At 41.3% G+C, this 14,431-nt stretch carries 14 protein-coding genes; all 14 read left to right on the forward strand.

Annotated features, from left to right (window positions below; all coding sequences use genetic code 11):
* Positions 1-10 precede the first annotated feature (10 nt).
* The 14 genes from O3599_RS00130 (at position 11) to lepA (ending at position 14,206) form a co-directional block, all read left to right on the forward strand.
* Entirely contained in the window at positions 11-1,291 is a 1,281-nt protein-coding gene (locus O3599_RS00130) for an O-acetylhomoserine aminocarboxypropyltransferase/cysteine synthase family protein (RefSeq protein WP_247939215.1), read from the forward strand.
* 95 nt (positions 1,292-1,386) lie between these two features.
* Complete coding sequence (locus O3599_RS00135; protein ID WP_247939214.1) at positions 1,387-2,661, forward strand: DUF2130 domain-containing protein; 1,275 nt, start codon at positions 1,387-1,389, stop codon at positions 2,659-2,661.
* A 169-nt stretch (positions 2,662-2,830) separates the two neighbouring features.
* Complete coding sequence (locus tag O3599_RS00140; RefSeq protein WP_247939213.1) at positions 2,831-3,628, forward strand: hypothetical protein; 798 nt, start codon at positions 2,831-2,833, stop codon at positions 3,626-3,628.
* 9 nt (positions 3,629-3,637) lie between these two features.
* Positions 3,638-4,438 carry a hypothetical protein gene (locus tag O3599_RS00145; protein WP_247939212.1) on the forward strand — a complete coding sequence of 267 codons (801 nt, stop codon included), beginning with the start codon at positions 3,638-3,640 and terminating at the stop codon, positions 4,436-4,438.
* A 73-nt stretch (positions 4,439-4,511) separates the two neighbouring features.
* Complete coding sequence (gene truB / locus O3599_RS00150) at positions 4,512-5,390, forward strand: tRNA pseudouridine(55) synthase TruB (protein WP_371511654.1); 879 nt, start codon at positions 4,512-4,514, stop codon at positions 5,388-5,390.
* A gap of 109 nt (positions 5,391-5,499) precedes the next feature.
* Positions 5,500-6,138, forward strand: coding sequence for a uridine kinase (udk, locus tag O3599_RS00155; RefSeq protein WP_001181377.1), 639 nt, complete (start codon positions 5,500-5,502; stop codon positions 6,136-6,138).
* 127 nt (positions 6,139-6,265) lie between these two features.
* Positions 6,266-7,606 carry an exodeoxyribonuclease VII large subunit gene (gene xseA / locus O3599_RS00160; RefSeq protein ID WP_371511656.1) on the forward strand — a complete coding sequence of 447 codons (1,341 nt, stop codon included), beginning with the start codon at positions 6,266-6,268 and terminating at the stop codon, positions 7,604-7,606.
* Positions 7,584-7,796, forward strand: coding sequence for an exodeoxyribonuclease VII small subunit (locus O3599_RS00165; RefSeq protein WP_000043226.1), 213 nt, complete (start codon positions 7,584-7,586; stop codon positions 7,794-7,796). The genes xseA and O3599_RS00165 overlap by 23 nt, the downstream gene beginning before the upstream one ends.
* On the forward strand, positions 7,793-8,668 hold the full coding sequence (locus tag O3599_RS00170) for a polyprenyl synthetase family protein (RefSeq protein WP_261057531.1): 876 nt from the start codon (positions 7,793-7,795) through the stop codon (positions 8,666-8,668). The genes O3599_RS00165 and O3599_RS00170 overlap by 4 nt, the downstream gene beginning before the upstream one ends.
* Positions 8,661-9,476, forward strand: a complete 816-nt coding sequence (locus tag O3599_RS00175; protein ID WP_371511658.1) for a TlyA family RNA methyltransferase — start codon at positions 8,661-8,663, stop codon at positions 9,474-9,476. Before O3599_RS00170 ends, O3599_RS00175 begins: the two co-directional genes overlap by 8 nt.
* Positions 9,469-9,900, forward strand: a complete 432-nt coding sequence (locus O3599_RS00180) for an arginine repressor (RefSeq protein ID WP_020900686.1) — start codon at positions 9,469-9,471, stop codon at positions 9,898-9,900. Before O3599_RS00175 ends, O3599_RS00180 begins: the two co-directional genes overlap by 8 nt.
* A 6-nt stretch (positions 9,901-9,906) precedes the next feature.
* The gene (gene recN, locus O3599_RS00185) at positions 9,907-11,574 is read left to right on the forward strand and encodes a DNA repair protein RecN (RefSeq protein WP_371511660.1); all 1,668 of its coding nucleotides are present in this window, start codon (positions 9,907-9,909) and stop codon (positions 11,572-11,574) included.
* A gap of 1 nt (position 11,575) precedes the next feature.
* Positions 11,576-12,304 (forward strand): metallophosphoesterase family protein, encoded by a 729-nt coding sequence (locus O3599_RS00190; RefSeq protein WP_371511661.1) that lies wholly within the window; start codon positions 11,576-11,578, stop codon positions 12,302-12,304.
* Between the two features lie 78 nt (positions 12,305-12,382).
* The gene (lepA, locus tag O3599_RS00195; RefSeq protein ID WP_084926386.1) at positions 12,383-14,206 is read left to right on the forward strand and encodes a translation elongation factor 4; all 1,824 of its coding nucleotides are present in this window, start codon (positions 12,383-12,385) and stop codon (positions 14,204-14,206) included.
* Positions 14,207-14,431 lie beyond the last annotated feature (225 nt).

The following is a 14,431-nucleotide window of genomic DNA, read 5'->3' on the forward strand; positions in this document are numbered from 1 at the left end:
AGGTCGCCTTATGACTCGTGATTTTAAATTTGAAACTTTGCAACTGCATGCTGGTCAAGTTGTGGATCCATCTACCAAGTCTCGTGCAGTGCCGATTTATCAAACAACATCTTTTGTTTTTGATGACACGCAGGAAGGTGCAGATCTTTTTGCCTTGAGAAAACCAGGGAACATTTATACTCGTATCACCAACCCTACAACAGCTGCCTTTGAAGAAAGAATCGCTGCCCTTGAAGGTGGTGTTGGAGCTCTTGCAACAGCATCAGGTATGGCCGCAGTGACTTATACGATTTTGGCACTTGCCCACGCTGGTGACCATGTAGTAGCAGCCTCAACTATTTACGGTGGAACCTTCAATCTCTTGAAGGAAACCCTTCCTCGTTATGGTATCACAACAACCTTTGTCGATGTTGATAATTTGGAGGAAGTAGAAGCAGCGATCAAAGACAATACCAAGCTAGTTTTGATTGAAACCTTGGGGAATCCCTTGATAAACATTCCTGACTTGGAAAAATTGGCTGAGATTGCTCATAAGTACCAAATTCCACTTGTTTCGGATAATACCTTTGCCACACCTTACTTGATTAATGTCTTTTCTCACGGTGTAGATATTGCCATTCACTCTGCGACTAAGTTTATCGGTGGCCATGGTACGACTATTGGTGGAGTGATCGTTGATAGTGGTCGTTTTGACTGGGCGGCTTCAGGGAAATTCCCTCAATTTGTTGACGAGGATCCAAGCTATCACAACTTGAGCTATACTCGTGATGTGGGTGCAGCAGCCTTTATTATCGCTGTCCGTGTCCAATTGCTTCGTGATACAGGTGCAGCCTTGTCACCATTTAATGCCTTCCTCTTGCTTCAAGGACTGGAAACACTTTCTCTTCGTGTCGAACGTCATGTGCAAAATGCAGAGAAAATTGTTGATTTCCTTGTCAACCATCCTAAGGTAGAAAAAGTCAATTATCCAAAACTTGCAGATAGTCCTTACCATGCCTTGGCTGAGAAATACTTGCCTAAAGGTGTGGGCTCAATCTTTACCTTCCATGTCAAAGGTGGGGAGGCAGAAGCTCGCAAGGTAATTGATCATTTAGAAATCTTTTCTGACCTTGCAAACGTAGCAGATGCTAAATCTCTTGTTGTCCATCCAGCTACAACAACTCATGGTCAATTGTCAGAAAAAGACCTGGAAGCAGCTGGCGTCACACCAAACCAAATTCGTTTGTCAATCGGACTTGAAAATGTAGATGATTTGATCGAAGATTTGCGCTTGGCCTTGGAAAAAATTTAAAGTAAAAGAAGATAAACAGTGGGTTTCGACTCACTGTTTTTGATTTTCCCTCAGGCATGATATAATGGTTACAGAAGCCTAGAAAGAGGAACGATATGAACGAAATCAAATGTCCCAACTGTGGGGAAGTCTTTACAGTAAATGAGAGTCAGTATGCCGAACTTCTGTCCCAAGTGAGAACAGCAGAGTTTGATAAGGAATTGCACGATCGCATGAAGCGGGAACTGGCTTTGGCTGAGCAAAAGGCCATGAATGAACAACAGTCTAAACTAGCTCAAAAAGACCAAGAAATTGCGCAATTACAGAGTCAAATCCAAAACTTTGATACAGAAAAAGAATTGGCCAAGAAAGAGGTTGAACAGACAAGCCATCAGGCTTTATTAGCAAAAGACAAGGAAGTGCAGGCCTTGGAAAACCAATTGGCCACCTTGCGTTTGGAGCATGAAAATCAACTACAGAAGACCCTCTCCGACCTAGAAAAAGAACGAGACCAGGTTAAAAATCAGCTTCTCTTGCAAGAAAAAGAAAACGAACTCTCTCTTGCTTCAGTTAAACAAAACTATGAAGCTCAGCTCAAAGCAGCCAGTGAACAAGTCGAATTTTATAAGAATTTCAAAGCCCAACAATCTACAAAAGCTATCGGGGAAAGTCTGGAACACTACGCAGAGAGTGAGTTTAACAAGGTCCGTAGTTTTGCATTTCCAAATGCTTACTTTGAGAAGGATAACAAGGTCTCTGCGCGTGGTTCCAAAGGGGACTTTATCTTCCGTGAATGTGATGAAAATGGGGTCGAAATTATTTCCATCATGTTTGAGATGAAAAATGAAGCGGACGGAACAGAGAAGAAGCACAAGAATGCAGATTTTTATAAGGAATTGGACAAGGACCGTCGGGAGAAGAATTGCGAATATGCGGTTTTGGTAACTATGCTTGAGGCCGATAACGACTACTTTAACACAGGGATTGTTGACGTCAGTCACGAGTATGAAAAAATGTATGTGGTTCGTCCTCAATTCTTTATCCAGTTGATTGGTCTCTTACGTAATGCGGCTTTCAATTCTTTGAAATACAAGCAAGAGTTGGCACTTGTCCGTGAACAAAACATTGACATCACTCATTTTGAGGAAGACTTGGATGCCTTTAAGCTAGCTTTTGCTAAGAACTATAATTCGGCTTCGACCAACTTTGGTAAGGCAATTGATGAAATTGATAAGGCTATCAAACGCATGGAAGAGGTTAAGAAGTTCCTAACCACATCCGAAAACCAACTCCGCCTTGCAAACAACAAATTGGAAGATGTTTCCGTCAAAAAATTGACCCGGAAAAATCCAACCATGAAAGCCAAGTTTGAAGCGCTGAAGGGGGAGTGAGATTATCTTAAAAACAGGAGTGTTATATGAAAAGAACTATAGAAATTATTAGAACATGGTCAGCTGATAAAATTGAATTAATTTTTCTTAAAAGCTGGAGCTACTTTGCTAGCTCATTTAGCTAGTTTGTTTATATAAATTAGTTTGTAATTTTTTATAGGAGTTTTTTATGTTAGATAATATTTCTAAGAATATCTCGAATTGGTCATCAGTTCGAATCTGCAGCATACTGGAGGTTTTTATTTTATTTTATCTACGTTGGATAATTATAGCAACAGCAATTAGTTTATTATTCGTAAAATCAACCGTCGTTACTACATTATTGCTCATATTTCTAACATTACTGACTATTATCGTTGTAATAACTCATTTTTTAGTAAATCACGTTGCAGAAGTTATTTTATACGAGCAAGTGAATTTTATAAAATATATTTCTCTTTTAACTGAAACTTATGAAAGGCGGCCTGATAATAAAACAGGGAATTTAAATGCCTTAAATCTGGGTTTAGCTAGGTGTGCTTTCTATCAAGGGAATTTTAGTGAGGCAATCCAATATGCTGAACGAATAAGAGTTAAAAGTTCTAAATTGAATTTGAAACGTATTTATGAACTAAACATCGTATTTATAGAATCATTATCATACCTTCATTTAAGGGAGACGGATGAAATTTCTAAACTTTTAGTTTCTTATGATTGGGAAAAAATTAAAAGAATTGATAAAAATAGAATGTTGGATTTAATTGAACCAGTATCAAAAATACTCAATGGAGAAGTTACAGGCTACTTCGACACCACCAAACCTGAAAATAAGTTAGCTCGAATCATGTTCTCTTATTACGGCGCTCTTAATGCTCAGCTAAAAGGAGATGAAGCTCGTGCCCGTAGTTTGTTTGAAAGTATTGTCCATGAAAATCCAGAACTCTTTTATGTTCAGGAAGCGAAGAAATATTTAGAATTAGTGAAATGAGAGTAATATATGAAATTAGTAAAAAAAATAGTAAGTAGGGCGACAGAAAACACTCTTTTACAACTTGATAGGGTTATTCTAATTTGCTCAATTATTGGACTTGTTTTGGATGTGATGGCAGTATGCTTAGTATTTCAAAGCAATTTGGAAATATTGGGATTCATATTATTAGTTATTGTCTTTTTAGTTCTCGGCTTTGTATTTTATTTAAGATTTGTATCTAGAAAAGTTATTGATTTAGTGTTAAACGATTCTATTAATCTTAAGCTCTATGTAGACATGTTCAGAGTTCAATCAGAAAAATCTATTAAGCCCTTTAGAGCAACATATCGTGAGTATTACCAATTTATCCAAGGTCAAGTGGCTTATCTAAAAGGAGATTTTCAATCAGCTAAGGAAAACATGTCCAAATATGATTTGAAGAAAATTTGGAAGAGATTCAGAAACCATGTGTTTTTAATATCAAACTTTGAACTATTAAAAGTTTCCATTCATCTTCAAGATGCGCAAGATATTGCTTTCTTTGAGGAACAATTGTCCAAGGCACCAGATCTTAAAGGAGGCAAAGCTAAACTTGTTGCTCAAGCCCAAGCAATAAAAGATATTGTATTCAATAAAGAAGCAAACGACTACTTTGACATTACTGAACCAGAAAGTAAGCTAGCTCGAATCATGTTTTCTTATTACGGCGCTCTCAATGCACAGCTAAAAGGAGATGAAGAGCGTGCCCGTAGTTTGTTTGAAAGTATAGCACATGAAAACTCAGAGCTTTTCCATGTTCAGGAAGCTAGGAAGTATTTAGAAAAATGAGCTGATATAGTTTTAAAATCTGTCTAAGATAGAATATGTTGATGTAAAGTGAAAAGGGAATTAGAAAGCAAAAATGAACGGTATTATCAACTTAAAAAAAGAAGCGGGGATGACTTCGCATGATGCGGTTTTTAAACTGCGTAAGATTTTGGGAACTAAGAAAATTGGTCATGGTGGGACGCTGGATCCGGATGTGGTGGGTGTTTTACCTATTGCGGTTGGCAAGGCGACTCGCATGGTCGAATTTATGCAGGATGAGGGCAAGGTCTATGAGGGGGAAATCACTCTGGGCTATTCCACGACGACTGAGGATGCTAGTGGGGAAGTGGTTGCAGAGACACCTGTTTTATCGCACTTGGATGAAAAGCTTGTTGATGAAGCAATCGCTAGTCTGACTGGGCCTATTACTCAGATTTCACCTATGTATTCGGCTGTCAAGGTCAATGGTCGCAAGCTCTATGAGTATGCGCGTGCTGGTCAGGAAGTAGAGCGTCCAGAACGTCAGGTGACTATTTATAGCTTTGAGCGGACAAGTCCGATTTCTTATGAGGGTCATCTTGCAAGCTTTACTTTTCGTGTGAAATGTAGCAAGGGAACCTATATTCGTACTTTATCGGTTGACTTGGGAGAAAAACTTGGCTATGCGGCTCATATGTCACATTTGACACGGACTAGTGCAGCTGGTTTGCAACTAGAAGATGCTCTTACCTTGGAAGAAATTACTGAAAAAGTGGATGCTGGTCAATTGGACTTTCTCCATCCTCTAGAGATTGGGACAGGCGACCTTGTCAAAGTTTTCCTAAGTCCAGAAGAGGCTACAGAAGTACGCTTTGGTCGTTTTATCGAACTCGAACAAACAGAACAAGAATTAGCTGCCTTTGAAGATGATAAATTACTAGCTATTCTAGAAAAGCGAGACAATTTATACAAGCCAAGGAAGGTTTTTAGCTGATCTAACTGGGGTGTAGGGAGTGTTGTTTCCCCTAGACTATTCAAACCAGACTATAAATTTTGCAAAAATTATGATAGAATAGACGACGGATAAAAAAACGGAGGATAGCATGCAAAATAGACCAATCATTATCGGAGTGACAGGTGGTTCTGGTGGTGGTAAGACCAGTGTTTCAAGAGCCATTTTATCGCATTTTCCTGATGAAAAGATTTCCATGATTGAGCATGATTCATACTACAAGGATCAGTCTCATTTGACCTTTGAAGAGCGTGTCAAAACCAACTACGACCATCCTTTTGCCTTTGATACAGACTTGATGATCGAGCAGATTAAGGAATTGTTGGCAGGGCGTCCGGTGGACATTCCGACTTACGACTATACAGAGCATACACGAAGTAGCAAGACCTATCGTCAAGAACCTCAAGATGTCTTTATCGTTGAGGGGATTTTGGTCTTGGAGGATAAGCGCCTGCGCGATTTGATGGATATTAAGATTTTTGTGGATACAGATGATGATGTGCGCATTATTCGTCGGATCAAGCGTGATATGGAAGAGCGTGGCCGTAGCCTTGACAGCGTTATTGACCAGTATTTAGGTGTGGTTAAACCCATGTACCACCAGTTTATCGAGCCGACTAAGCGTTATGCTGATATCGTCATTCCTGAAGGAGTTAGCAATACAGTGGCTATCGATCTGTTGACGACCAAGATCGAAAAGATTTTGGAAGAAGCTCGAAACAGCAAATAATCAGATGTGGAGGCCTTGCCTCCTTTTTCTATTTTTCCTTCATAATGGTACATAAATGGAGATTTTTAGGCATATTTTTGGTATAATAATACCCATGAAAGAGCAAGAAAATGAATAGTAGGTGGAGATGGAAAAGTATTTATCGGTAACAACTTTGACCAAGTATCTGAAAATGAAATTCGATAAGGACCCTTACTTGGAACGGGTCTATTTAACTGGTCAAGTTTCCAATTTTCGTAAACGACCTACTCACCAATATTTCTCCCTAAAAGATGATCATGCAGTCATTCAAGCGACCATCTGGTCTGGAATTTATCAGAAATTAGGTTTTGACCTGGAAGAAGGAATGAAAATCAATGTGATTGGACGTGTGAAGGTCTATGAACCAAGTGGTAGCTACTCCATCATCATTGAAAAGGCAGAGCCTGATGGAGTTGGGGCGCTTGCGATTCAGTTTGAACAACTCAAGAAAAAATTGACAGAAGAAGGCCTGTTTCAAGAACGTTTCAAGCAACCTCTGCCCCAATTTTCTAAGAGAATTGGTGTAGTGACCAGTCGCAGTGGAGCCGTTATTCGAGATATTATCACGACCGTCAGCAGGCGATTTCCAGGTGTTGACATCCTTCTTTATCCGACCAAGGTTCAAGGAGATGGAGCAGCAGAGGAAATAGCAAGGAATATTGCGCGTGCTAATCAGCGTGACGATTTGGATTTGCTGATTATTGGTCGTGGTGGTGGTTCCATAGAGGATCTCTGGGCCTTTAACGAAGAAATTGTGGTACGAGCCATTTTTGAATCTCGTTTGCCAATTATTTCTAGTGTTGGGCATGAGACAGATGTGACCTTGGCGGATTTTGTTGCAGATCGACGAGCTGCAACGCCAACAGCTGCTGCTGAACTAGCAACACCTGTGACCAAGTTGGATGTATTGGCTCATTTGCAAAATCAGGAAAAACGGATGGCAACGGTAGTTCGAAATGTGCTATCTAAGAAACAAGAAGCTTTGAAAAAATGCAGTCAGTCTGTTATCTTTAGACAACCAGAACGTTTGTATGATGGCTATTTGCAACGCTTGGATCAACTGCAACTGCGCTTAAAACAAAGTTTACGAACAAGAATTTCTGATAGCAACCAATTAGTACAAGCAAGGACGCATCAACTGGTGCAATTATCACCTGTTACCAAAATCCAACGTTATCAAGACCGTCTAGGCCAGTTGGATAAGCTCCTCCGTAGCCAAATGGCGCTGGTTTATGATGCCAAGGTTGCTGAAGTGAAGCGACTTTCGGAAGCCTTGCTGATGTTGGATACCAGTCGAATTGTGGCGCGTGGTTATGCTATTGTCAAAAAAGAAGAGTCCGTTGTAGATTCGGTTGAGAGTTTGAAGAAAAAAGACCAAGTGACGCTTTTGATGCGAGATGGTCGAGTAGAATTAGAGGTTAAAGATGTCAAAACAAAAGAAATTTGAGGAAAATCTAGCAGAACTGGAGACCATTGTTCAAAGTTTGGAAAATGGTGAAATTGCTCTGGAAGATGCGATTGCTGCCTTTCAAAAGGGTATGGTCTTGTCAAAAGAACTCCAAGCGACGCTGGACAAGGCTGAAAAGACCTTAGTTAAGGTCATGCAAGAAGATGGAACAGAAAGTGATTTTGAATGAAAAAGCAAGAAAAATTAGCTCTTGTCGAGTCGGCCTTGGAAGACTTTTATGGAGACCAGCAGTTTGCCTCTAGTTTGCGAGAGTCTGTTCTCTATTCCATTCATGCTGGTGGCAAGCGTATTCGTCCTTTTCTCTTGTTAGAAGTTTTGGAAGCCTTGCAGGTGGCTATTAAACCAGCACATGCGCAGGTGGCTGCGGCTTTGGAGATGATTCATACAGGGAGCTTGATTCACGATGATCTTCCTGCCATGGATGATGATGATTATCGTCGAGGGCGTTTGACCAACCATAAGAAATTCGGTGAAGCTATGGCCATTTTGGCTGGAGATGCCTTGTTCCTAGATCCTTATGCCTTGATAGCGCAGGCAGATTTGCCAAGTCAGATCAAGGTGGACTTGATTGCTAACTTATCCTTTGCTTCAGGTAGTCTGGGAATGGTTGCAGGGCAAGTTTTGGATATGGAAGGCGAACACCAGCATTTGTCTTTAGAAGAACTCCAGACCATTCATGCTAATAAGACTGGAAAACTATTAGCTTATCCCTTCCAAGCAGCTGCTATTATAGCCGAATTGGCACCTGAGATGCAGGCAAAGCTGAAAACTGTAGGTGAATTGATTGGGCTTGCTTTTCAGGTCAGAGACGATGTGTTGGATGTGACAGCTAGTTTTGAGGAAATCGGCAAGACACCACAAAAGGACTTGCAGGCAGAAAAGTCAACCTATCCAGCCTTGTTGGGCTTGGAAGAGGCTATTGCCTTTTGTAACCAAACTCTGGATCAAGCTAATGCCAAATTAGAAGAAATTGCCCAGCAGGTCCCTTTTGATATAGGATCGATTGTAAGTGTAGTAGAAAGTTTGAGAATCAATGGCTAAGGAAAGAGTGGATGTACTAGCTTATAAACAGGGCTTGTTTGAAACGAGAGAGCAGGCCAAGCGCGGTGTTATGGCTGGTCTAGTCGTAGCAGTCCTTAATGGAGAACGTTTTGACAAACCAGGAGAGAAAATCCCAGACGACACCGAGCTAAAACTTAAGGGTGAAAAACTCAAGTATGTCAGCCGTGGTGGCTTGAAATTGGAAAAAGCCTTGCAGATCTTTGATTTGTCAGTTGATGGGGCGACAACGATTGATATTGGAGCCTCTACTGGAGGTTTTACCGACGTCATGTTACAGAATGGTGCTGAGTTAGTCTTTGCAGTCGATGTCGGCACCAATCAGTTGGCTTGGAAATTACGCCAAGACCCGCGGGTTGTCAGTATGGAGCAATTCAATTTCCGCTATGCTGAAAAGACTGATTTCGAAAAGGAACCGAGCTTTGCCAGTATTGATGTGAGTTTCATTTCCCTCAGTCTGATTCTGCCAGCCTTGCACCGTGTCTTGGCAGATCAAGGTCAGGTCGTGGCTCTAGTTAAGCCTCAGTTTGAAGCAGGACGTGAGCAGATTGGGAAAAATGGAATCATTCGCGATGCCAAGGTCCATCAACATGTCCTTGAATCTGTCACATCTATGGCAGTAGAGGAAGGTTTTTCAGTCCTTGGTTTGGATTTTTCTCCCATCCAAGGTGGTCATGGAAATATTGAGTTTTTAGCGTATTTGAAAAAAGAAGAGTCAGCAAGCAATCAGGTTCTTGCTGAGATTGAAGAAGTAGTAGAGAGGGCGCATAGTCAATTTAAAAATGAATAAAAAAGAGAGACTTGAAAAAATTAGACGATTTGTGACAGATTATCAAATCGGCACGCAAGAAGAAATCGTAGAACATTTGAAAGAGGCAGGCATCACTGCCACTCAGGCAACGGTATCACGAGATATCAAAGAACTAGGGATTGTCAAAATTCCTTTGAGAGACAATACTTATGTCTATGAATTGCCAAAATCAATCGTAAAAAGTTTGCAACTGGCTGAAGATAATATTGAGTCTGCAGAATTGATGGACAAGATGATCAATCTCCAAGTCATTCCAGGAAATACAGCTTTTGTAAAAGCTCAATTAATCGAGACTTTTGCGGATAAGATTTTCAGCTGTTTAGCTGATGATAGCTCGATTTTAGTCATTGCCAGAAGTGAAAGTCTAGCTGAGGAAATCTTTGAACAAGTAAAAAATTGGTAGGTCTATATGTTACTTGAAATTTCGATAAAAAACTTTGCCATTATTGAGGCTATTTCCCTCAATTTTGAAAAGGGGATGACTGTCCTGACTGGTGAAACGGGTGCAGGGAAGTCGATTATCATTGATGCCATGAATATGATGTTGGGAGCTCGTGCGACGACAGATGTTATTCGTCATGGTGCGCCAAAGGCAGAGATTGAGGGGCTTTTCTCAGTTGAGAATAGTCGCCTTTTGCAGGAAATTTTTGATGAGCAAGGTTTAGAAATGGGGGATGAAATTATCATCCGTCGGGAAATTCTGCAAAATGGTCGTAGTATCAGTCGCGTGAATGGCCAGATGGTCAATCTGTCTGTTTTGCGTGCTATTGGGCAACATTTGGTGGATATTCATGGTCAGCATGACCAAGAAGAGTTAATGCGTCCTCAACTTCATATCCAGATGTTGGATGAATTTGGCGATGCAGCTTTTTGGGACTTGAAAGAAACCTATCAAACGATTTTTGATGCCTACCGTAAAATGCGTAAGCAGGTTCTGGAAGTCAAGAAAAACCAACAGGAACACAAGGCTCGTATTGAAATGTTGGAATTTCAAATGGCAGAGATTGAGGCAGCAAACTTGCAGGCTGGAGAAGACCTGGCTCTTAACCAAGAGCGAGATAAACTTCTAAACCATAAAAATATTGCGGATACGCTGACCAATGCCTACAGTATGTTGGACAATGAAGATTTTTCAAGTCTGGCCAATGTTCGTTCAGCCATGAATGACATGGAAAGCGTCGAAGAGTATGATCCTGAATACCGTGAAATTTCAAGCTCTCTGTCTGAGACCTACTATGTCTTAGAAGACATTAGCAAACGTCTGGAAGCTATTATTGAGGACCTTGATTTTGATGGCAATCGTCTCATGCAGGTTGAGAATCGTTTGGACCTCCTTCATACCATTACTCGTAAATATGGCGGGACTGTAGACGATGTCTTGCTTTATTTTGCCAAGATTACGGATGAATACAATCTATTGACAGGCAATAACCTTTCGTCTGAGGACATGGAAGCAGAGCTTAAGAAATTGGAAGTCAATCTTGTTGATTTGGCAGGTCAGCTTGCCTCTGCTCGTCATGACTTGGCTCAGCAGCTAGAAGCAGAGATTAAACAAGAACTGCAAGACCTCTATATGGAAAAAGCTCAGTTTCAGGTTCGTTTTAGCAAGGGCAAATTCAGTCGTGAGGGAAATGAAATGGTTGAGTTTTATATTTCAACCAACCCTGGCGAAGATTTTAAACCCTTGGTTAAGGTTGCATCTGGTGGGGAATTATCTCGTCTCATGCTAGCCATTAAGTCTGCCTTTTCACGTAAAGAAGGCAAGACCAGCATTGTCTTTGATGAGGTGGATACGGGAGTTTCAGGTCGTGTAGCTCAGGCTATTGCACAGAAAATTCATAAAATTGGTCAGCATGGTCAGGTTCTGGCTATTTCCCATTTGCCACAAGTGATTGCGATTGCGGATTATCAATTCTTTATTGAGAAGATTAGCAATGAGCATTCAACGGTTTCGACTGTTCGTCTCTTGACGGTTGAAGAGCGAGTGGAAGAAGTTGCTAAGATGTTGGCAGGTGATGATGTGACGGAAGCAGCCCTGACGCAAGCCAGAGAATTGTTGAGAAACAGGGAGAAATAAGATGACAGACTATTATGTAATTGGAGATGTTCACGGAAAAGCTGGGATGCTGGAAGACCTTCTCAAAACATGGGATGGTCAGACCCAGTTACTCTTTCTAGGGGATTTGATTGACCGTGGTGAAGATAGTCGCCGTGTTCTAGAGATGGTTAAGGACTTAGTGGATAATCAAGGGGCTATCTGTTTGTCAGGAAATCATGAGTATATGTTTTTGACATGGCTAGATGATCCAGAAGAAAGCTATGATCACTATCGTCGCAATGGTGGAGATACAACCATTAACTCTATCCTAGGTCGTCCTTTGGATGCACCGGTTGATGGAGTTGAGGATGCCAAGCGTGTTGCTACTGAAGCAGCAGACTTGGTCGAATTTATTCGTCAAATGCCATTTGTGGTAGAGACAGACAAGTATATCTTTGTGCACGCAGGTATTGATTTGACCTTAGACGACTGGCATGAAACCACAGATTACAAGAAAGTATGGCTTAGAAAACCATTCCACGAAGCAGAAAATCATACTGGAAAAATCATTGTCTTTGGCCATACACCGGTCTATGGTTTGTTAAAGCAAGAACGAGGTACAGCTGAGCTTTGGACTACAGAAGATGGCAAGGTTGGAATGGATGGAGGAGCTGTCTATGGTGGTGTCCTTCACGGGATTGTCTTTACAGACCAAGGAATGACAGAACACCACTTTATCGAAAATGACGGCTTTGTTGCTGAAGATTAGTACTCCTAGCAGGGTATGGTCTTGTCAAAAAGTCAAAAACAATTTATAATAAATAGATACCCTGAAAGGAAGAGAATCATGAACTTAGAAGAATTGAAAAAACGACAGGAGAAGATCCGGAACTTCTCTATTATCGCCCATATTGACCACGGAAAGTCGACTCTAGCAGACCGCATTTTGGAAAAGACAGAGACCGTTTCAAGCCGTGAAATGCAAGCACAGCTTTTGGATAGCATGGATTTAGAGCGAGAACGTGGGATTACCATTAAGTTGAATGCCATCGAGCTGAATTATACTGCTAAAGATGGGGAAACTTATATTTTTCACTTGATTGACACGCCGGGGCACGTTGACTTCACTTATGAAGTTTCACGTTCGCTAGCTGCTTGTGAGGGTGCTATTTTGGTGGTCGATGCCGCTCAAGGTATTGAGGCTCAAACCCTTGCCAACGTTTATCTAGCCTTGGACAATGATTTGGAAATCATGCCAGTCATTAATAAAATTGACCTACCAGCTGCAGATCCAGAGCGCGTGCGTACAGAGATTGAAGATGTGATTGGTTTGGATGCCAGTGAAGCAGTTTTGGCTTCTGCCAAGGCTGGTATCGGTATCGAAGAAATCCTCGAGCAAATCGTAGAAAAAGTACCAGCACCAACGGGTGATGTGACGTCGCCTCTTAAGGCTTTGATTTTCGACTCTGTTTACGATGCATACCGTGGGGTTATTCTCCAAGTGCGTGTCATGGATGGAGTTGTTAAACCTGGTGATAAGATTCAGCTCATGAGCAATGGCAAGACCTTTGATGTTACGGAAGTTGGTATTTTTACTCCGAAAGCAGTTGGTCGTGATTTCCTTGCGACTGGGGACGTTGGTTATATTGCAGCTTCTATCAAGACGGTTCAGGACACTCGTGTGGGTGATACCGTTACCTTGGCAACCAATCCTGCAGCAGAGCCATTACATGGTTACAAACAGATGAATCCTATGGTTTTTGCGGGTCTCTATCCAATCGAATCAAACAAGTACAATGACCTACGTGAAGCGCTTGAAAAATTGCAGCTGAATGATGCTAGTCTCCAATTTGAACCAGAAACATCTCAGGCACTTGGATTTGGTTTCCGTTGTGGTTTCCTTGGACTTCTTCATATGGATGTTATCCAGGAACGTTTAGAGCGTGAGTTCAATATTGACCTCATCATGACAGCTCCGTCTGTTATTTACAAAGTTAATTTGACCGACGGTGAGTCTATGGATGTGTCTAACCCATCTGAGTTTCCAGACCCAACTAAGATTGCGACCATTGAAGAGCCTTATGTTAAGGCGCAGATCATGGTACCACAGGAGTTCGTCGGAGCAGTGATGGAGCTAGCTCAGCGCAAGCGTGGGGACTTTGTGACTATGGATTATATCGATGATAACCGTGTCAATGTTATCTATCAAATTCCACTGGCTGAAATCGTCTTTGACTTCTTTGATAAGCTTAAGTCTTCAACTCGCGGTTATGCAAGCTTTGACTATGAATTGTCAGAGTACCGCCCATCTAAGCTAGTGAAAATGGATATCCTTCTCAACGGAGACAAGGTGGATGCCCTCAGCTTTATCGTTCACAAGGATTTTGCCTACGAACGTGGGAAACTCATCGTTGATAAGCTCAAGAAGATCATCCCTCGCCAACAATTTGAGGTTCCTATCCAAGCAGCAATTGGACACAAGATTGTCGCTCGTACTGATATCAAGGCCCTTCGTAAGAACGTACTTGCCAAGTGTTACGGTGGTGACGTTTCTCGTAAACGCAAACTCCTTGAAAAACAAAAAGCTGGTAAGAAACGCATGAAAGCTATCGGATCAGTAGAAGTTCCACAAGAAGCCTTCCTTAGCGTCTTGAGCATGGATGAAGAGTAATACTCTTCGAAAATCTCTTCAAACTACATCAGCGATGCCTTGCCGTAGATATATGTAACTGACTTCGTCAGTCTTATTTACAACCTCAAAACAGTGTTTTGAGCTGACTTCGTCAGTCTTATCTACAACCTCAAAACAGTGTTTTGAGCAACCTGCGGCTAGCTTCCTAGTTTGCTCTTTGATTTTCATTTAGTATAAGTTGTCATAATTGTTTTTCCTTCTTCA

This window comes from Streptococcus sp. 27098_8_103 (assembly GCF_041432345.1).
Classification (GTDB): domain Bacteria; phylum Bacillota; class Bacilli; order Lactobacillales; family Streptococcaceae; genus Streptococcus; species Streptococcus mitis_BV.